21 protein-coding genes and 1 other RNA gene are annotated in these 18347 nt (G+C 67.6%); 6 read left to right on the top strand and 16 right to left on the bottom strand.

Features of this window, described 5'->3' with window-relative positions; genetic code table 11:
- Nucleotides 1-28: 28 nt before the first annotated feature.
- From ftsL to mraZ, 3 genes are read right to left on the bottom strand one after another with little or no spacing between them, the layout of a single operon-like run.
- Nucleotides 29-292, bottom strand: coding sequence for a cell division protein FtsL (gene ftsL / locus GN331_RS06175; protein ID WP_156641010.1), 264 nt, complete (start codon nucleotides 290-292; stop codon nucleotides 29-31).
- On the bottom strand, nucleotides 292-1239 hold the full coding sequence (gene rsmH / locus GN331_RS06170; RefSeq protein ID WP_331713377.1) for a 16S rRNA (cytosine(1402)-N(4))-methyltransferase RsmH: 948 nt from the start codon (nucleotides 1237-1239) through the stop codon (nucleotides 292-294). Before rsmH ends, ftsL begins: the two co-directional genes overlap by 1 nt.
- Complete coding sequence (gene mraZ / locus GN331_RS06165) at nucleotides 1236-1682, bottom strand: division/cell wall cluster transcriptional repressor MraZ (protein ID WP_156641009.1); 447 nt, start codon at nucleotides 1680-1682, stop codon at nucleotides 1236-1238. The genes rsmH and mraZ overlap by 4 nt, the downstream gene beginning before the upstream one ends.
- Before the next feature lie 286 nt (nucleotides 1683-1968).
- Between mraZ and rnpB the strand changes: the two genes are divergently transcribed.
- An RNA gene (gene rnpB / locus GN331_RS06160) (RNase P RNA component class A) lies at nucleotides 1969-2318 on the top strand.
- A 39-nt stretch (nucleotides 2319-2357) separates the two neighbouring features.
- On the opposite strand, the gene GN331_RS06155 is transcribed toward rnpB, so the two are convergent.
- The gene (locus GN331_RS06155) at nucleotides 2358-3755 is read right to left on the bottom strand and encodes a class I SAM-dependent methyltransferase (RefSeq protein ID WP_156641007.1); all 1398 of its coding nucleotides are present in this window, start codon (nucleotides 3753-3755) and stop codon (nucleotides 2358-2360) included.
- An 85-nt stretch (nucleotides 3756-3840) separates the two neighbouring features.
- Nucleotides 3841-4671, bottom strand: coding sequence for a 16S rRNA (cytidine(1402)-2'-O)-methyltransferase (gene rsmI, locus GN331_RS06150; RefSeq protein ID WP_156641005.1), 831 nt, complete (start codon nucleotides 4669-4671; stop codon nucleotides 3841-3843).
- A 131-nt stretch (nucleotides 4672-4802) separates the two neighbouring features.
- Between rsmI and GN331_RS06145 the strand changes: the two genes are divergently transcribed.
- From GN331_RS06145 to GN331_RS06135, 3 genes are all read left to right on the top strand, one after another.
- The gene (locus GN331_RS06145; protein ID WP_425489266.1) at nucleotides 4803-6200 is read left to right on the top strand and encodes a penicillin-binding protein activator; all 1398 of its coding nucleotides are present in this window, start codon (nucleotides 4803-4805) and stop codon (nucleotides 6198-6200) included.
- The gene (locus tag GN331_RS06140) at nucleotides 6184-6579 is read left to right on the top strand and encodes a YraN family protein (protein ID WP_156641001.1); all 396 of its coding nucleotides are present in this window, start codon (nucleotides 6184-6186) and stop codon (nucleotides 6577-6579) included. Before GN331_RS06145 ends, GN331_RS06140 begins: the two co-directional genes overlap by 17 nt.
- Nucleotides 6580-6650: 71 nt before the next feature.
- Nucleotides 6651-7463, top strand: coding sequence for an SGNH/GDSL hydrolase family protein (locus GN331_RS06135; RefSeq protein WP_156640999.1), 813 nt, complete (start codon nucleotides 6651-6653; stop codon nucleotides 7461-7463).
- Nucleotides 7464-7478: 15 nt separating this feature from the next.
- Here GN331_RS06135 and thiL read toward each other — a convergent pair whose 3' ends face one another.
- The 11 genes from thiL to glyA form a co-directional block, all read right to left on the bottom strand.
- Nucleotides 7479-8444: a thiamine-phosphate kinase gene (gene thiL, locus GN331_RS06130; RefSeq protein ID WP_331713376.1), complete on the bottom strand. Its 966-nt coding sequence runs from the start codon at nucleotides 8442-8444 to the stop codon at nucleotides 7479-7481.
- Nucleotides 8441-8896 carry a transcription antitermination factor NusB gene (gene nusB / locus GN331_RS16730; RefSeq protein ID WP_231734342.1) on the bottom strand — a complete coding sequence of 152 codons (456 nt, stop codon included), beginning with the start codon at nucleotides 8894-8896 and terminating at the stop codon, nucleotides 8441-8443. Before nusB ends, thiL begins: the two co-directional genes overlap by 4 nt.
- Nucleotides 8893-9360, bottom strand: coding sequence for a 6,7-dimethyl-8-ribityllumazine synthase (gene ribH, locus GN331_RS16725; RefSeq protein ID WP_231734341.1), 468 nt, complete (start codon nucleotides 9358-9360; stop codon nucleotides 8893-8895). The genes nusB and ribH overlap by 4 nt, the downstream gene beginning before the upstream one ends.
- A gap of 37 nt (nucleotides 9361-9397) precedes the next feature.
- Nucleotides 9398-10504: a 3,4-dihydroxy-2-butanone-4-phosphate synthase gene (gene ribB / locus GN331_RS06120; RefSeq protein WP_156640995.1), complete on the bottom strand. Its 1107-nt coding sequence runs from the start codon at nucleotides 10502-10504 to the stop codon at nucleotides 9398-9400.
- 22 nt (nucleotides 10505-10526) lie between these two features.
- Nucleotides 10527-11132 carry a riboflavin synthase gene (locus tag GN331_RS06115; protein ID WP_156640993.1) on the bottom strand — a complete coding sequence of 202 codons (606 nt, stop codon included), beginning with the start codon at nucleotides 11130-11132 and terminating at the stop codon, nucleotides 10527-10529.
- Nucleotides 11132-11902: a class I SAM-dependent methyltransferase gene (locus GN331_RS06110; RefSeq protein ID WP_156640991.1), complete on the bottom strand. Its 771-nt coding sequence runs from the start codon at nucleotides 11900-11902 to the stop codon at nucleotides 11132-11134. The genes GN331_RS06115 and GN331_RS06110 overlap by 1 nt, the downstream gene beginning before the upstream one ends.
- On the bottom strand, nucleotides 11899-13014 hold the full coding sequence (gene ribD, locus GN331_RS06105) for a bifunctional diaminohydroxyphosphoribosylaminopyrimidine deaminase/5-amino-6-(5-phosphoribosylamino)uracil reductase RibD (protein ID WP_425489265.1): 1116 nt from the start codon (nucleotides 13012-13014) through the stop codon (nucleotides 11899-11901). Before ribD ends, GN331_RS06110 begins: the two co-directional genes overlap by 4 nt.
- Complete coding sequence (locus GN331_RS06100) at nucleotides 13011-13427, bottom strand: hypothetical protein (RefSeq protein ID WP_156640989.1); 417 nt, start codon at nucleotides 13425-13427, stop codon at nucleotides 13011-13013. The genes ribD and GN331_RS06100 overlap by 4 nt, the downstream gene beginning before the upstream one ends.
- On the bottom strand, nucleotides 13424-13942 hold the full coding sequence (gene nrdR, locus GN331_RS06095; protein WP_156640987.1) for a transcriptional regulator NrdR: 519 nt from the start codon (nucleotides 13940-13942) through the stop codon (nucleotides 13424-13426). The genes GN331_RS06100 and nrdR overlap by 4 nt, the downstream gene beginning before the upstream one ends.
- Nucleotides 13942-14349 carry a four helix bundle protein gene (locus tag GN331_RS06090; RefSeq protein WP_156640985.1) on the bottom strand — a complete coding sequence of 136 codons (408 nt, stop codon included), beginning with the start codon at nucleotides 14347-14349 and terminating at the stop codon, nucleotides 13942-13944. Before GN331_RS06090 ends, nrdR begins: the two co-directional genes overlap by 1 nt.
- An 82-nt stretch (nucleotides 14350-14431) precedes the next feature.
- Nucleotides 14432-15682 (bottom strand): serine hydroxymethyltransferase, encoded by a 1251-nt coding sequence (gene glyA, locus GN331_RS06085; RefSeq protein WP_156640983.1) that lies wholly within the window; start codon nucleotides 15680-15682, stop codon nucleotides 14432-14434.
- A 148-nt stretch (nucleotides 15683-15830) separates the two neighbouring features.
- On the opposite strand from glyA, the gene ettA reads away from it, so the two are divergent.
- Complete coding sequence (gene ettA, locus GN331_RS06080; RefSeq protein ID WP_156640981.1) at nucleotides 15831-17492, top strand: energy-dependent translational throttle protein EttA; 1662 nt, start codon at nucleotides 15831-15833, stop codon at nucleotides 17490-17492.
- 10 nt (nucleotides 17493-17502) lie between these two features.
- On the top strand, nucleotides 17503-18318 hold the full coding sequence (gene pyrF, locus GN331_RS06075) for an orotidine-5'-phosphate decarboxylase (protein ID WP_156640979.1): 816 nt from the start codon (nucleotides 17503-17505) through the stop codon (nucleotides 18316-18318).
- Nucleotides 18319-18347: the final 29 nt, after the last annotated feature.

Here is an 18347-nt window from a genome sequence, read left to right as displayed (position 1 = left end):
CGCTTTTCGTTCGACGGCATGCCGGGCCTCATGGGCGCACCACGACGGTTTCGTCGGCCGACGGGAACGCCATGCCGAGCTGGTTGCGCGCGACCTGGTCGATGCGATTGGCTTCGGCCCACGTCGCCTGTTCGAGCTGCAGGCGGCCGAAGTCGATGTTGAGCTCGTCGCGCTGGCGCTCCTGGCGCTTGAAGTCGACGAACAACTGGCGGTGTTCATGCCGCGCGTACACCACGCCGATGGCCGAGGCCACGTTGGCGATGACGAGGACGAACAGGAGAATGCGCAGCATTACGCGGCCTCCCCGACTTTTTCGGCGACGCGCAGCACGGCGCTGCGTGCACGCGGATTGGCCGCGAGTTCGGCGGCGTCGGCTTTCGTCGCGTCGCCGATCATGCGCAGTGTCGGCACGAAATCGGGCACCACCGGCATGCGGCGGTTGGTCGGCGGCGCTTTCGCGTGGCGCGCGATGAACTGCTTGACGATGCGGTCTTCGAGCGAATGGAAGGAAATCACCGCGAGGCGACCGCCGGGCTTGAGGCACTCGAGCGCGGCGTCGAGGCCGGTTTCGAGATCGGCCAGTTCACGATTGATGAAGATGCGGATCGCCTGGAACGAGCGCGTGGCCGGGTGGATCTTCGAATCGCCGCGCGGCATCACCGAGGCGATGAGGTCGGCCAGTTGCGCGGTGCGCTCCAGCGGCTGCGTGGCGCGACGCGCGACGATCGCACGTGCGATGCGGCGCGACTGGCGCTCCTCGCCATAGGTGAACAACACATCGGCGATCTCGCGATCGTCGGCGCGCGCGAGCCACTGCGCGGCGCTTTCGCCCGAATCGGGATCCATGCGCATGTCGAGCGGGCCGTCCTTCGCGAAGGAGAAGCCGCGTTCGGCGACGTCGAGTTGCGGGGAGGAGACGCCGAGGTCGAACAACACGCCATCGAGGCCTTCGCGTGCGAGGTCCCAGGTGCCGAGGTCGGCGAAGCTGCCGCGGCGGATCGCGACGCGGGCATCCGTACCGAACTTGCGTCCGGCTTCGGCGATCGCCTCGGGATCCTTGTCCATCAGCAGCAAGCGCCCTCCTGCGCCCAACTGGTCCAACACGCCGGCGGCGTGGCCGCCGCGGCCGAAAGTGCCATCGAGGTAACGTCCGTCCGTGCGCACACGCAGCCCTTCCATGACCTGCGCGAACAAGACCGGAAGGTGGGCGGACCGGGCATCCGCGCCACCGCCGGTCACAACTGCAGTTCGAGCAGCCCGTCGCCCAGGTCGTCGTCCGACAAGGTCTGCCGGATCTGCGCCAGGTGCGACTGCTCGCTCCACAATTCGAATTTGTCGCCCATGCCCAACAGCACGGCTTTCTTTTCGAGCCCCGTTGCGTTGCGATGGCTCGCCGGCAGCGAGATGCGGCCGCTGGCGTCGGGCTCGACGAACGTTGCCGCGCCGACCAGCTTCAGCTGCAGGTTGCGGCTGACACTCTTGGTGCGCGGCAAGGCGTTGACCTGGTCGCGGACGCGCTCCCAGGCGGGCATCGGGTAGATGTAGAGACAACCGGCGTCGAACGGGTTGTAGGTGACCACCAACTGGTTGCCGCATTCGCGCGCGACGACGTCCCGGTAGCTGGTCGGGATGGCCAGCCGGCCCTTGTCGTCAATTGTGATGGCGGTCTCACCCTGGAACATCGCCCTGCCCGGTTTCGCCCGTCTGCTGCGGGCTGTTTAGGATGGGTCTCCACGGATTTCCCGGAATTCCCACGAGTCGCCACGTTAGGCCCCGCCCACAGGGTTGTCAACAGGCTTGGGGACAACTTTTGCCTTTTGCCATCAATGGCTTGCGACGAACTTCAGAGACTGGATCAAGAGTTATCCACTAACCCATGAATCGTCTCAAATTTTGAGATTCGGCCCCTCGGGGCCCCCGACCCCGGCCCACCCCCCGGCCGCCGCTTCTGACACAATCCCCGGCGGCGGAGTCGGTCAGGCAACCGCGTCGCGCGCAAGCGCGCCGAGGAAAGTCCGGGCTCCACAGGGCACGGTGCCAGGTAACGCCTGGGCGGCGCGAGCCGACGGAAAGTGCAGCAGAAAGAAACCGCCGATGGCCCTTCGGGGCTCAGGCAAGGGTGAAATGGTGCGGTAAGAGCGCACCGCGAGTCCGGTAACGGACCGGCACGGCAAACCCCACCGGGAGCAAGGCCAAATAGGGACCTCATGACGTTGCCCGCGTCGGGTCCGGGTAGGCTGCTTGAGGCGCATCGGTGACGATGCGTCCAGAGGAATGGTTGTCCACGACAGAACCCGGCTTATCGACCGGCTTCGCCACCAAAAGGCCCGCGCTAGCGGGCTTTTTGGTATCTGCGCTCAGGCGACGCGTGCGTCCATGACGCGATGCGCGAGCGCGCGGCCCGCTTCGCTGGTGGCGGCGAAATAGAGCGTCGTGTCACCGCGCTCCATCAACGGAATGGCTTCGACGACATGCGGCATCGCGGCGAGCGTCGTCCGCAGCGGCTCGTGGAACCAGGTGACGTGCGAACGACTGCGCGGTGCGGCGTCATAGCCGGCAACCAGCAAGCCCAGGCGCGCGAGCGGCCCGAGGCGATGCAGCATCAGCGCGTACTCGTCGTAACGCCGCTGGTGGATGAGTACGTCCAGGCACAGCACCAGATCGCGCGGGCGCCCATCGAGCGCATCGAATTGCACCGGCGTCAGGAAGCGCCAGTCGGGCCGCTTCGAACGCGCCAGGCGCAATGCTTCGACGGAGACATCCACGCCCGTGCCGTCGCCGCACGGCAAGGTGCGCGCGACTTCGAGGTCGCCGCATCCCCAGTCGAGGACCGACATGCCGGGCGCATGCGACGTCAACGCGGACAACCACGCGCGCTTGTCCGCAAGCGCTTCCCCACGCGAGGCGGGTCCGCTACCCAGCTCCGGATGCGCGGCGTAGCGATGATTCCAGTACGTGCGGTTGTCGAAGCGTTCGTGCTGGAAGCGTTCGATCGCGGCGTTGGCGATGACGAGTGCTTCTCCTGCGTGTTCGATTGCGTTCGCATCGACGCACATGTGCGCATCGAGTTTGCCGTGGTGGCGCAACAGGATGCGTTCGAGATCGGGCAACGCTTGCACTTGCATGCCGCACTCGGCGAGCGCGAGCCACAACGCGACTTGATCGACCTGCGCACGCCATCGTTCGAGCAGACCCGCGCGCTCGAGCAACCAGCGCGCCCAATGCGACCAACGCGGGCCGATGGTGTCGCGACATGCGCGCGCATCGAACACGTACAAACCGCTGTCCAGGTGCGTGCGCGCGTCCGGAATCCGCAGGCCCGCAGCACCAAACACGCCCCTGAGAATCGACAGCGGCGGATTCGCGGGATCGGCGCTCGTGCCCGCGACCGGCGCATCGAGTGCATGCAACGGCAGTCGCCCCGAGAACACCGTGGCGACATCGATCATCACCACGCGCCGCGCATCGCCAAAGTCGGTTTCGCACTGGCGAATCTTGTTGCATTGCGCGCTGCGCGAATCGAACGGCGCGATCGCCACCGTGCGCAGGCGATGCGTTTCGCACAGCGCCTGGATGTCCGGCGGCAGCGGCGCGACGTGGTGCGCGACGATGTCGCGCGCGTCGATGCCGCCGGGCCCGAGCGCGGTGGCGAGCCACACCGCGAACGACGCCCAGTGCGCCGGCGTGTCGTCGAGCGCGCAGGTGTAGACGGTGCGTTCGATCGGTCGGTGCAGCGCGGCGTCGCCCACGCCCATGTGTCGGTTCGCCGGTAGGGTGTGGCGGACGTTAGCGTGCGCGGTGCAGCGCGCCTATCGGCATTTGGTGCAATTCTTCGAGGAATCAGCTGCCGTACAAGGCCTTGCGGGGCGCGCCACTGAGTTCGGCGGCGAGTTTGGCGGCGGTGGACGGCGGCAGGTGTTCGCCGAGTTTCGCGTACAGGCGCCGGCCTTCGATGATGCGCGCGTCTTCGTCTTCGCCCGCGCCCGCGACCAGGACGACGAACTCGCCCTTGCGCTGGTTCGGATCGGCGGCCACGCGCGCCTGCAGGTCTTCCAGCGTGCCGTCCAGGACGGTTTCGAACAGCTTGGTCAGCTCGCGCGCGACCACGGCGTGGCGTTGCGCGCCGAAGACCGTCGCCATGTCGGCCAGCGTTTCCTCGATGCGGTGCGCCGATTCGTAGAAGGCGAGCGTGCGCGTTTCCGCGGCGAGGGTCGTCAGGCGTTCCCGGCGCGCGTTGCCTTTCGCGGGCAGGAACCCTTCGAACACGAGCCGATCGCTCGGCAACCCCGCGACGCTCAGGGCCGCGACAAAGGCGCACGCGCCCGGCACCGGGCTCACCGCGATCCCCGCCGCGCGCGCTGCGCGCACGAGGCGAAAACCGGGGTCGCTGACCAGCGGCGTTCCCGCATCGGAGACCAGCGCCAGCGATTCGCCCGCCTGCAAGCGCGTGACGAGCTTGTCGGCGAGCTGTTCTTCATTGTGTTCGTGGAGCGCCACGAGCGGCCGTTCGAGCCCGTAATGCGCGAGCAACTGGCGGGTGTGGCGCGTGTCTTCGGCGCAGATGGCCGAGACGCTGCGCAGCGTGTCGAGCGCGCGCGGCGAGAGATCCCCGAGATTCCCGATGGGCGTCGCAATCACGTGCAGCGTGCCGGGTCGAACAGGAGAGGACATCGGGAACCCTTCGGCGAATTGCGCACGTCAAGGGTGGCATCGACGGGCGGACGGGTAGAATCCTAGCCGCTTCCCCCCATGCCGCGCCGACGGCCGAGGTTTCGATGCGTTCGAGCAGCACCAGGACCCGCATGTTCACTCGAGGCAATTGGCTGCGCGCCGTGCTGCTGGGCATGCTCGCGATCGGCATGGCCGGTTGCGCCAGCGTGAAGGTCTCCGGGCCGGACGCCGCGGCCCACGCGTTTTCGCCGGCCTTCGCGCAGGCGCGCGACCTGGCGCAAAACGCGGGCACGCTGCCCGCCGACAAGCGTGCGGAAAACGACCGCGCGATCGACAAGCTGCTCGCCGGCCTCGACGACGCCACGCTGTCCGCCGACGCCGCCGCGCTCCCCGCGGGCGACCCGCTCTATCCCTACGCCGGCCACGCGCTGCAGCGTCGCGGCCTGCCCTTGCCGCGGCCGTTCGATCGTGGCGCATGGAAATTCGACGCGGGCAATCGTCCGCCCGCCGAAAGCGACGGCTATCGCCCGCCGGTGAAGCTCGCGGTGCTGCTGCCGCTGTCGGGCAGCCTCTCGCCGTCCGCGGCGCCCGTGCGCGATGGCTTCCTCACCGGTTACTACGGTGAATCGCGTCGCCGCCCCGAAGTCGCGTTCTACGACACCGCCGGCACGCCGGGCGGCGCAGTCGCCGCTTATCAGAAGGCCGTCGCCGAAGGGAACGACTTCGTGGTCGGCCCGCTCGGTCGCGATGAAGTGGCCGCGGTGTTCCGCGACGCCAAGCCCACCGTGCCGATGCTCGCGCTCAATCGCGCCTCGATTCCGCCGCCGGCGGGCAACGCGAGCTTCTCGCTGTCGCCCGAAGACGACGGCATCGCCGCCGCCGAATACCTGCGCGCGCACAACGCCAAGCGCGTACTCGTGATCAACGGCGTCGACGAAGGCCTGCATCGCGCCGCCGCTGCGCTGCGCGACGCGCTGGCCGAACGCGGCGGCACCGTCGTCGAATCGCTCGAAATGGGCGGCGATGCGGCATCGCTGCTCGCGCGCCTGCAATCGGCCCTCCAGAAAGCGGGCCAGGTCGATGCGGTGTTCCTCGCCACGCGCGCGTCCGAAGCGCGCACGGTCGCACCGCTGCTGCGCGCGGCCGGCCTCGGCGAAAAACCGTTGGTGGCCACGTCCGCGCTGGTCGCCGGCACGGGCAAGCCCGCCGACGATCTCGTGCTCGACGGCATCGCCTATCCCACCGAACCGTGGATCGTGCGCGGCGTGTCGGGCCTGCCCTCGGCGGCAAGCGTGGCTTCGCAGCTCAAGACCGCGCGCGGTCCGGCGGCGCGCCTGTTCGCCTTCGGCTACGACGCGTGGCTGATCACCGCGTACCTCGAAAAGCTCGCGCTGGATCCCAACGGCCAGGTGCAGGGCGCGACCGGCACGCTGCGCCTGGATCCGGTCGGCAACATCCTGCACACGCCGACGTGGTCGACGTTCCGTGGTGGCTCGCCCGTGCCGCTCGCGGATGCGTCCGCGCGCTGACGTACAGCCCATCGATCGCCGCGCGCGCGGTGCCGCCGTCGAGGCCGCCGCGCTCGCGTATCTCCAGGCGCAAGGGCTGCAGTTGCTCGCCCGCAACGCGCTGAGCAAGGTCGGCGAACTCGACCTCGTCCTGCGCGACGGCGCGACCGTCGTCTTCGTTGAAGTGCGCTATCGCGCGCATGCGGGCTACGGCGGCGGTGCGGCATCGGTCGACGCGGGCAAGCGGCGCAGGCTGGTCCGCGCCGCGCAGGTGTTCCTGCAACGGCAACCCGCGCTCGCGCAGTTTCCGTGCCGTTTCGACGTCGTGGACGCGAGCGGCGATCCCGAAGCCCCCGACCTGCGCTGGATCCGTGCCGCCTTCACGGCCTCGTGCCGCTGACCTGCCGAAGCGCACTTGACGCTGGCCGCGTCCGGCGTTGCGATGCACGCACCCTACCCCGCGAGGTGGCCATGCCGCACGTTCGCCGTCGCACGTTCCTTGCACTGCTCTTGCTCGCGTTTTCGAGCTTCGCGCATGCGCAGGAGACGGCGCCGCGCAAGTTGCGCGTCCTCTTCGTCGGCAACAGCCTGACCTACGTCAACGATCTTCCCTCGACGCTCCGCGCGCTCGCCGCCTCGCAGCCGACGCCGGTAACGATCGAAACGCAGACCTTCGTCGCGCCCGGCGGTTCGCTCGCCGACCGATGGATCGACGGCAAGGCGGCCGCTGCACTTGGCGCGGGACATTGGGACGCATTGGTGTTGCAGGAACGCGGCGGTGTGCTCGCCTGCATGGTCGACAGCGACCAGCGCAATTCCGTCGAGTGTCGTGCGAGTGAACGCGCGCATCGCGAATTCGCCGCGCGTGCGAAGACGGTGGGCACGCCGGTTTACGTCCTCGCGACCTGGGGCCCCGACGACGCTTGGCAGAACAAACTCGATCGCGCCGCGAAGCAGATCGCTTCGCGCATCGATGCGCAGGTGGTCCCGGCCGGCAAGGCCTTGCGCGCGCTCGCGCACCGCAACGGCGATGCGGCGACGTTCCCCGATGGCGTACACCCGAGCCTGATCGCGACCTTGGTGATGGCGACGCAGTTGCACGCAGCGATCGTCGGCGCGTGGCCGGTGCCAGCGGATGTCACGCTGGATTTCGCTTTCCTGCCGGCGAATGCGGCGGTGAAACCCGACGCCCCGATGGAGTCGCAGGCGCAGCTCAAGGGGCAGCCGAAGAAGACCGTCGTGAAAGCCGATGCGATGTCGGTCGTGATCGCGGCGGCGAAGTAATCCGGGTTACCGCAATCAATCCGCGAAGTGCCGCCACCCCATCGACCCGGGCAACCACGGCGCACCGTCCGCATCGAACACCGCCACCGGCCCTGGCCCGCGCGCCGTGATGCGTCCGACGCGCGTCGCCATGACATCGACATTCCGCGCCGCCGTCTCGATGGCCTCGCGCGCCGCGACCGACGCGGTGAAGCACAACTCGTAATCATCGCCACCCGCCGCCTGCAGGTGCCGGCGCGCATCGCCGCCGAATTCCGCGCGCAACGCGTCCGACGCAGGCAACGCATCGATCTGGATTTCCGCGCCGACGCCGCTGGCAACGCACACATGCCCCAAATCCGCGAGCAAGCCATCGGACACATCGATGCACGCGCGCGCGATGCCGCCCAGCGCACGCCCCAGCGCAACGCGCGGCGTCGGTCGATCGAGCCGCTCGCGCAAGGTCGGATCGATCAACGCGCCTGCGCGCCATTGCTCGAGCGCCGCCGCGGCGTCGCCGAGCGTGCCGCTCACCCAGACATCGTCGTCTTCGCGTGCCGCGGCGCGACGCAGCGCGCGCGCCGGATCGACGATGCCATGCACCGTCACGCTGATCGACAACGGCCCGCGCGTCGTATCGCCACCGACGAGTGCGACGTCGTGCAACACCGCCAGGCGCATGAACCCTTCGAGGAACGCATCGACCCACGTCGCATCCGCTTCGGGAAGCGACAACGACAAGGTGCACCACGCAGGCGCGGCGCCCATCGCGGCGAGATCGGAAAGATTCACCGCGAGCGCCTTCCAACCGATGTCGGCGGGCGGCGTTTCGACGGGGAAATGCACGCCCGCGTTGAGCGTGTCGGTCGCCACGACCAGCGCGTGGCCGGTGGGCACCTGGAGCAGCGCGGCGTCGTCGCCGATGCCGAGGAGCACGTCCGCGCGCGTCGTCGTCGCGCGGCGGCGGATGGCCTCGATCAGTTCGAACTCGTTCGCGCTCACTTGCGCTTGGCGTCGAACTCCGCCGTGCGCCACGCGGCGGCTGCGTGGTCGAGCACGCCGTTGACGAACGTATGGCCGTGCTCGGAACCGAAGCGCTTGGTGGTATCGATCGCTTCGTTGATCACGACGCGATACGGCACGTCGATGCGATGGCGCAGTTCATACGCGGCGATGCGCAACGCGGCGCGCTCGATGGGATCGACTTCCTCGACGGTGCGATCCAGGAAAGGCTGCAACGCCGTGTCGATATCCGTCAGATGCTTGATCACGCCGAACACGATGTCCTCGAAGTAGACGAGGTCCGCGATCTCGTGCGCCTGCTCGTGCGCGAACTGCGCGACGATCTGTTCCGCGCTGCCGCCCGTCATCTGCCAGGCGTAGAGCGCCTGCAGCGCGCGGCGTCGCGCGCGCGAACGGTGGACCGGGTCGATGCCGTCGCGGCGTCGGTTCAAGGCAGCTTCTCCAGCAGGTTGTGCATTTCGATGGCGGCCAGCGCCGCTTCTTCGCCCTTGTTGCCGTGGCTGCCGCCGGCGCGCGCTTCGGCGTCTTCGAATCGTTCGGCCGCGAGCACGCCGTTGAGCACGGGCACGCGATAGTCGATCGACACGCGCATCAGGCCGTCCGCGCAACGATCCGCGACGTGCTCGTAATGCCGCGTGTCGCCGCGCACGACGCAACCCAGCGCGACGATCGCGACATGCTTGCCGGCAGCGCCAAGCTGCGCAGCGGCAAGCGGCAATTCCCATGCGCCGGGCACGCGAACGAAGTCGAGCGCCTCGGCGGCGACGCCGTTGTCCAGGAAGGCCTTGCGCGCGCCTTCGACCAGCGCGTCGGTGACGCGCGGGTTCCAGCGGGCGGCAATGATGGCGAAGCGGGCGCCGGGCGCGGCGCGCATGTCGCCTTCGATGAACTTCATGGAATGCTCGGTCGCGGGGACGCGGGGGGCGCGCAGTTTAGCGCGCGGGCCATTCGACATGCGCCACGACCTCCAGGCCGAAGCCCGCCAGGCCCACCTGCTTGCGCGGCGTGCCCAGCACGCGGAGCTTGCCCAGGCCCAGGTCGGCCAGGATCTGCGAGCCCGCGCCGGTCCGGCGCCATTCGGCCAACGCGCCCGCGCGGTCCTGCGGCGCGGCCGGCTGCTCGCGGATGCGGGCCAGCACGGCCTCGGCGTCCTGCGCCTCGCCCAACAGGACGAGTGCGCCGCGGCCTTCGGCGGCGATGGCCTTGAGCACGTCGCCCACCGCGGGGCCGAAATCCGGGCGGCGCCAATGCACGGCGTCGGCCAGCGGATTGAGGGCATGCACGCGCACGAGCGAAGGCACGCGTGCGTCCGCTTCACCGCGCAACAGCCCGAAATGCAGCGCGCGGCTGACGCGGTCGCGATAGGTGTGGAGCGTGAAGGGGCCATGCTCGGTGTCGATCTCGCGCTTGTCGACGCGCTCGACCGTGTGTTCGGTGGCGAGGCGATAACGGATGAGGTCTTCAATCGAGCCGATCTTCAACCCATGCTCGCGCGCGAACACTTCCAGCTCCGGGCGGCGCGCCATGCTGCCGTCGGGGTTGAGGATTTCCACCAGCACGCCGGCCGGTTCGAAGCCTGCGAGCTGCGCGAGGTCGCTCGCGGCCTCGGTGTGCCCCGCGCGGCTGAGCACGCCGCCGGGCTGCGCCTGCAGCGGGAAGATGTGGCCGGGCTGCGAGAGATCTTCGGACGTCGCGTCGGGCTTCACCGCGGTGCGGATGGTGTGGGCGCGGTCGTACGCGGAGATGCCGGTCGTGACGCCTTCGGCCGCTTCGATCGACACGGTGAAGTTGGTGCCGTGCGGCGAGGTGTTGTCGCGCACCATCGGCGGCAGGCCGAGTTGGCGGCAGCGCTCGCGCGTGAGCGACAGGCACACCAGGCCGCGCGCATGCGTGACCATGAAGTTGATGTCGCCGGGCCGCACGACTTCGGCGGCCATGATCAGGTCGCCTTCGTTCTCTCGATCTTCGTCGTCGACGATGACGACCATGCGGCCGGCGCGCAGTTCGTCCAGCAATTCGGGGATGGTGGCGAAGCTCATGCGTGTGTGTCTCCGGCTCTCATCAAGCACGTTCATTGATCAGGCGCTCGACGTAACGCGCGAGCATGTCCACTTCCAGGTTCACCGCGTCGCCCTGCTTGGTTTCGCCGAAGGCCGTGTGCGCGATCGTGTGCGGCACCAGCGCGACTTCGAATCCCGAATCGTCGACCGCGTTGACCGTGAGGCTCACGCCATCGACGCAGATCGAACCCTTCGCCGCGATGTAGCGGCGCAGCGACGCCGGCACCGCGAACACCCAACGTTGCGCGCGTCCGTCGTCCCACGTGTGCGCGACCGTCCCCACGCCATCGACATGTCCGCTCACGAGATGTCCGCCGAGGCGATCGGTCGGCAACATCGCGCGCTCGAGGTTCAACGCGCGTCCGACGGCCAGGTCACCGAGCGTCGTCAGCGCGAGCGTTTCGTTCGACGCATCGGCTTCGAAACCCGCATCGTCGAACGCCACCACCGTCAGGCACGTGCCGTTGACGGAAATGCTTTCGCCCATGCGCACATCAGCGCCCTTGCCCCACGGCAAGGTGCCGACGTCGATGCGCAAGCGCGCGTCGCCGCCGCGCATTTCGCGCGACGCCAGCCGGCCCACGCCGGCGATCAATCCGGTGAACATCAGTCCTCCAACTTCCTGCGCGCGTGCACGAACATCGGCCAGCGCAGCAGGCGGGTTTGCTCGGGATCGCCCCATGCCTTCGCGATCGCGGGTGCATGCGCGGCGACGGGATCGGTGCCGTGCGCATCGATGTAACGCTTGGTCGCCGAATAACTCGAGAAGTAACCCAGCATGCGCGCCAGGTTCCACTCCGCGCGTAACTCGAACACCGGCGTCTCGATCCAATCGAACGGGAACGCGAAGTCGCGATACGCGTCGTCGATCATCTCCCGCTCGGGCGGCCAGTACGGCTCGATCACGTCGGAAAATTGCTTCAGCACCGCTTCCATGCCATCGGGTGCGATCAGGTTTTGATAACCCCACGCGAGCAGCACGCCACCGGGCTTGAGCACGCGTGCGCATTCGGCGAAGAAGCGCGGCTGGTCGAACCAATGCAGCGCCTGCGCAACGCAAATCGCGTCGGCGGTGCCATCGCCGAGCGTCGTCGCTTCACCGGGCTCGACGCGGAAGGTGACGTTCGACGGCCCGTGCGCCTGCGCGATCTGCGCGGCGCTCGGATCGGTGGCGAGGATGCGGTCGAACACCGGCGCGAGATCGCGCGTCGCCTGCCCGCTTCCGCAGCCGGGTTCCCACGCGAGGCCATGCACGAGCACGATCGATTCGATCCAGCCGAACAGCTCGGCCGGATATTCCGGCCGTGCCTGCGCGTACTGCGCGGCGACGGCGGAAAAATGGTCGTGGAAAGCGGGTTCCTGGAGGCCGTCGTTCATTTCGGTGCGGGCCCCGGATGCACGAACACGCGGACGTCCTCGCCGATGCGGCGCGTTTCGGCGACATGCATGTTGAGTCGTTCCGTCATCTCGTCGATGTGCAGGTTGTCGAACAGCGGCCGCGCGCGTTCGCCCAGCATCACCGGCGCGACATACAGCAGCAGTTCGTCGACGAGGCCGGAGGTGAGGAACGCGCCGGCGAGCGTGGCGCCCGCTTCGACCTGCACCTCGTTGATCTGCCGCTGCGCGAGCAACTTGAGCACGGCGCCAAGATCCATGCGACCTGCTTCGACCGGCACCGCGACGTGATCGGCTTCGACACCCCGCGGCATGCGCGCATCGGTCGCGTGGATGTAGAGCGTGGGGGCGCCGCCTTCGCGGACGTGGCCGCGTTGCACGGTCGCCAGGCCGGGATCGAGCACCACGCGCAACGGCGGCACGAACGGCGTGTCGTCGCCCAGGCGCACGGTGAGATGCGGATCGTCCATCAGCACGGTGCCCGCGCCGGTGAGGATCGCGCCGGCGCGGGCGCGCCACTTCTGCACGTCGCGTCGTGCCGCTTCGCCGCTGATCCACTTCGAATCGCCCGAAGCCAGCGCACTGCGGCCGTCGAGGCTCGTCGCGAGTTTCACCCGCACCCACGGACGGCCGCGCTCGATGCGCGAGAAAAACCCCTTGTTGAGCTGGCGCGCCTGCGCTTCCATCAAGCCGACATCGACCTGGATGCCGGCGGCGCGCAGCTTCTCGAAACCACTGCCATCGACTTCCGGGAACGGATCGCGCACCGCGCCTACCACGCGCGTGACGCCCGCACTGATCAGCGCATCGGCGCACGGGCCGGTGCTGCCGACATGCGAACACGGTTCGAGCGTGACGTAGGCCGTCGCGCCGCGCGCACGTTCGCCGGCCGCCTGCAGCGCGAAGACTTCCGCGTGCGGCCCGCCCTTGCGCTCATGCCAACCGGTGCCGACGACTTCGTCGCCCTGCGCGATCACGCAGCCGACCATCGGATTGGGCTTGGTCGTATACGCGCCCTTCTGCGCCAGTCGCAGCGCGCGCGCCATCATCGCGTGGTCGGTGGCGGTATACGCCTGCTGGGGTTGCGACATCATTCTTCGCGCACGTAAACGCCGCGTTCCTCGTTCTTGCGGAAATCATCCATGTCCCACGGCCACGCCGGCACGAGTTCGCCGTCGTCGCTGCGCAGGTGCATGCGGTCGAATTTTGTTTCGGGGAATTGCGGCGGATAGCCCATTTCCCCGACGACGAGATCGATGCCGTCGCCCGCGCGCGACCACTTGCCGCGTGCGGCGAGATCGAGCGCGCCGTAGGTGAAGAACCATTCGAACGTGCCGTCGTCCTTCAAGCGCAGGCCCGAACCGGTCTCCATCACACTTTCGAGATGGTAATCGCCGGCGATCGATCTTTCCGTCGCAGGCGCGGCATGCTGCGTTGCATCCTGCGCGCTGGAAATCGGCGCCCAGGCCAGCGCCGCAGCGATGAGCAGGGCGCGCAGCCCGTTCACCGGCGCCGCGCCTTCTCGGTCGGCTCGCCCTCGAGCAAGGGCAGCTGGCCTTCGCCCGGCGGCAACTCGCGTTCGAGGCGATCGAGTTCCTCGCGGAAATCGGCCACGTCCTCGAAGGAGCGATACACCGACGCGAAGCGCACGTAACCGACGTGGTCGAGCTTGCGCAATTCGGCCATCACGAATTCACCGACGCGACGCGACGCGAGCTCGCGCTCGGTCGTCATGCGCAGTTGATGCACGACCGCGCGCACCGAGGCTTCGATCTGTTCTTCCGACACGGGCCGCTTCTGCAGCGCGCGATCGAACCCGAGGCGCAATTTGCGCGCATCGAAGGCTTCGCGCCGGCCATCGCCCTTGATGATCAGGGGCAACTTCAGTTCGATCGTTTCCAGCGTCGAAAACCGTTCCCCGCATGCTTCGCACTCACGGCGCCGCCGGATGGTGGCGCCGTCTTCGGACACGCGCGAATCGATGACGCGGGTGTCGACGTGCTGGCAGAAGGGGCAGTGCATCAGGGCGTCTTTGGGGAATGGGGAATGGGGAATGGGGAATGGGTGTTGCGCGGCAACTTTGCGCGAAGCGACTTTCTCAGGGTTTGGAGAAGCTTGCCGACCTTCAGGATCTGATGCTCCAGCTGCGCCGCGGCAGTCAGCGCGATGAAGCCCAGTCGCGTCGACAACATCACCTGGGTGTGGAGTTCAGAGAGGGATCCGCGCGCCATCGACAGGAAGCGCAAATAGTCCCGCACCCCGTCTCGTCCATTGCCTTCGGCGATGCACGACGGCACGGAAACGGCGGACCTGCGCAGTTGCGCAGTCAGCCCGAACCGCTCTTCGTTGGGAAAAGTGCTCGTCACCGCATACACCTGTTCGGCCAACTCCATCGCTTCATCCCAAACTCGCAAATCCCTGAAATCCATCGCCCCTCCTTGGGCGAAGCCCTCAAGCTCCCTCGTATCAACTATTCCCTATTCCCTATTCCCTATTCCCTGTTCCCTGCATTCAGCCGTAAACCGGAAACGCCTTGCACTGCTTCGTAACTTCTTCCCGAACGCGCTTGAACACAGCGGCATCGTTCGGCGCGTCTATCACATCGCAGATCCAATTGGCCAGCGCGATGCACTCGGCTTCGTTGTAGCCGCGTGTCGTCACCGCCGGCGTGCCCAGGCGCAGGCCCGAGGTCACGAACGGCTTTTCCGGATCGTTCGGCACCGCGTTCTTGTTCACGGTGATGTGCGCCTTGCCGAGCGCGGCTTCCGCGTCCTTGCCGGTGATGCCCTTGCCGATCATGTCGACGAGCATCAGGTGGTTCTCGGTGCCGCCGGAGACGATCTTGTAGCCGCGCTTGATGATGGTCTTCGCCATCGCCTGCGCGTTCTTCACGACCTGCTGCTGGTAAGTCTTGAACTCCGGCTCCAGCGCTTCCTTGAACGCCACGGCCTTCGCCGCGATCACGTGCATCAGCGGGCCGCCCTGGATGCCGGGGAACACGATCGACTGCAGTTTCTTTTCGAGGTCTTCGTTGGCCTTCGCCACGATGATGCCGCCGCGCGGGCCGCGCAGCGTCTTGTGCGTGGTGGAGGTGACCACGTGCGCGTGCGGCACGGGGTTCGGGTAAACACCCGCGGCCACGAGGCCGGCGACGTGCGCCATGTCGACGAACAGGTACGCGCCCACCTTGTCGGCGATCGCGCGGAACTTCGCCCAGTCGATGATCTGCGAGTACGCGCTGAAGCCGGCGACGATCATCTTCGGCTTGTGTTCGAGTGCGAGGCGTTCGACTTCGGCGTAATCGATCAGGCCCTTGTCGTTCACGCCGTACTGCACGGCGTTGAACAACTTGCCGCTGATGTTCACCTTCGCGCCGTGCGTGAGGTGGCCGCCGTGCGCGAGCGACATGCCGAGGATCGTGTCGCCCGGATTCAGCAACGCGAGATACACGGCCTGGTTGGCCTGCGAGCCCGAATGCGGCTGCACGTTCGCGTAGTCGGCACCGAACAGCTGCTTGCAACGTTCGATCGCCAGCCGTTCGGCGACGTCGACGTATTCGCAGCCGCCGTAGTAACGCTTGCCCGGATAGCCTTCGGCGTACTTGTTGGTCAGCTGGCTGCCCTGCGCTTCCATCACGCGCGGGCTGGCGTAGTTTTCCGACGCGATCAGCTCGACGTGGTCTTCCTGGCGGCGGTTCTCGCCGGCGATGGCAGCGGCGAGTTCGGGGTCGAAACCTTCGATGCGGGCGTCGCGAGGGAACATTCGGCGGTCCGTGGTCGTGGGGAAAGGCGCCAAGTTTAGCGTTTACAGACGCCCCATCGACCGGCGTCCCCTATAATCCCGCGATCCCGATTTACCCTCGCGGCCCTGCCCCTACGGCAGCTCGACCGCGCCCGCCTGCGGAGCCTCGATGCAATACATCTACACCATGAACGGCGTGTCCAAGACGGTCCCGCCGAAGCGCCAGATCATCAAGGACATCTCGCTGTCCTTCTTCCCGGGCGCCAAGATCGGCCTGCTGGGCCTCAACGGCGCCGGCAAGTCGACGGTCCTGAAGATCATGGCCGGCGTGGACACCGATTTCAGCGGCGAAGCCCGCCCGCAGCCGGGCATCAAGGTCGGCTACCTGGCCCAGGAGCCGCAGCTCGACCCCGCCATGACCGTGCGCGAAGCCGTCGAGGAAGGCGTGGGCGAAGTGCTGCAGGCCCAGGCCGCGCTCGACCGCATCTACGAGGCCTACGCCGAGGAAGGCGCGGACTTCGACAAGCTCGCCGCCGAACAGCAGCGCCTGGAGTCGATCCTGGCCGCCGGCGATGCGCACACCCTGGAAAACCAGCTCGAAGTCGCCGCCGACGCGCTGCGCCTGCCGCCGTGGGATGCCGTCGTCGGCAAGCTCTCCGGTGGCGAGAAGCGCCGCGTCGCGCTGTGCCGCCTGCTCCTGCAAAAGCCGGACATGCTGCTGCTCGACGAACCCACCAACCACCTCGACGCCGAATCGGTCGAGTGGCTCGAGCAATACCTCGCCCGCTTCCCGGGCACGGTGGTCGCCGTCACCCACGATCGCTACTTCCTCGACAACGCGGCCGAGTGGATCCTCGAACTCGATCGCGGCCGCGGCATTCCGTGGAAGGGCAACTACACGCAGTGGCTCATCCAGAAGGACGAGCGCCTGAAGCAGGAAGAGTCCGGCGAAAAGGCGCGCCAGAAGGCGATCCAGAAGGAACTCGAGTGGGCCCGCCAGAATGCGAAGGGCGGCCGGTCGAAGGGCAAGGCGCGCTTGCAGCGCATCGAAGAGCTGCAGTCGGTCGACTACCAGCGCCGCCAGGAAACCAATGAAATCTTCATCCCGCCGGGCGAGCGCCTGGGCAGCAAGGTGCTGGAGTTCAAGAACGTTTCCAAGCGCTTCGGCGATCGCCTGCTGATCGACGACCTGAGCTTCATGGTCCCCGCGGGCGCGATCGTCGGCATCATCGGCCCCAACGGCGCCGGCAAGTCGACGCTGTTCCGCATGATCATCGGGCAGGAAACGCCGGACAGCGGTTCGATCGACATGGGTTCGACGGTCAAGCTGGCCTACGTCGACCAGAGCCGCGACAAGCTGGAAGGCAACCACAACGTCTTCCAGGAAGTCTCCGGCGGCGCGGACATCCTCAACATCAACGGCATCGAGATCCAGTCGCGCGCCTACATCGGCCGCTTCAACTTCAAGGGCGCGGACCAGCAGAAGTTGGTCGGCGCGTTGTCGGGCGGTGAGCGCGGTCGTTTGCACCTGGCCAAGACGCTGCTGCAGGGCGGCAACGTGTTGCTGCTCGACGAACCGTCCAACGACCTCGACGTCGAAACGCTGCGCGCGCTCGAAGACGCGCTGCTCGAATTCCCCGGCAACACTTTCGTCATCTCGCACGACCGCTGGTTCCTGGACCGCATCGCCACGCACATCCTCGCCTTCGAAGGCGACTCGCACGTGGAGTTCTTCCAGGGCAACTACCGCGAGTACGAAGAAGACAAGAAGCGTCGTTTGGGCGAAGAAGGCGCGAAGCCGCATCGCCTGCGTTTCAAGGCCCTCAAGTAAGGAGCGATCGATGCAGTTCATGCAGGCGCTGAAGGATCGTTGGTCGTCCAGCAACTCCCTCGTCTGCGTGGGGCTCGATCCGGAGCCGGCGAAGTTCCCGCGGAATTTCGCCGGCGACGAGGAAGGCGTGTTCGCCTTCTGCCGCGACATCGCCGATGCCACCGCGCAGTACGCCTGCGCGTTCAAGCCGCAGATCGCGCATTTCGCAGCGCTCGGTGCCGAAGGCGCATTGACGCGCCTCATCGCGCACCTCCACGCCGCGCATCCCGGCGTCCCGGTGATCCTCGACGCCAAGCGCGGCGACATCGGCAGCACCGCGGAGCAATACGCGCGCGAAGCCTTCGATCGCTACGCCGCCGACGCGGTCACCGCCAATCCGTATCTGGGGCGCGATTCGGTGCAGCCTTTCCTCGATCGCGCCGATCGCGGCGTCGTCATCCTGTGCCGCACGTCGAACAAGGGCGCCGGCGACCTGCAGGACCTGGTGATCGACGGGCGCCCGCTGTATCAGCACGTCGCGGAAAAAGTCGCGAACGAATGGAACACGCACGGCAACTGCGCGCTCGTCGTGGGCGCGACGTGGCCGGAGCAACTCCGCGAAGTGCGCGCGATCATCGGCGACATGCCGATCCTCGTGCCGGGCGTCGGCGCGCAGGGCGGCGATGCCGAAGCCGTGGTGCGCAACGCCGCGACGAAGGACGGCATGGGCCTGCTCGTGAGTTCGTCGCGCGCGATCCTCTACGCGTCTTCGGGTGACGACTACGCGGAAGCTGCGGCACGCGCCGCGCGTGAGCTGCGCGACACGATCAACGCCGCGCGCGGCTGATTCCGGCTTGACGAAGGGAAGCGGCGCAT

The sequence above is a fragment of the Noviluteimonas gilva genome, from assembly GCF_009740395.1.
Taxonomy (GTDB): domain Bacteria; phylum Pseudomonadota; class Gammaproteobacteria; order Xanthomonadales; family Xanthomonadaceae; genus Noviluteimonas; species Noviluteimonas gilva.
This window is presented reverse-complemented; position numbering and strand designations above follow the sequence as displayed.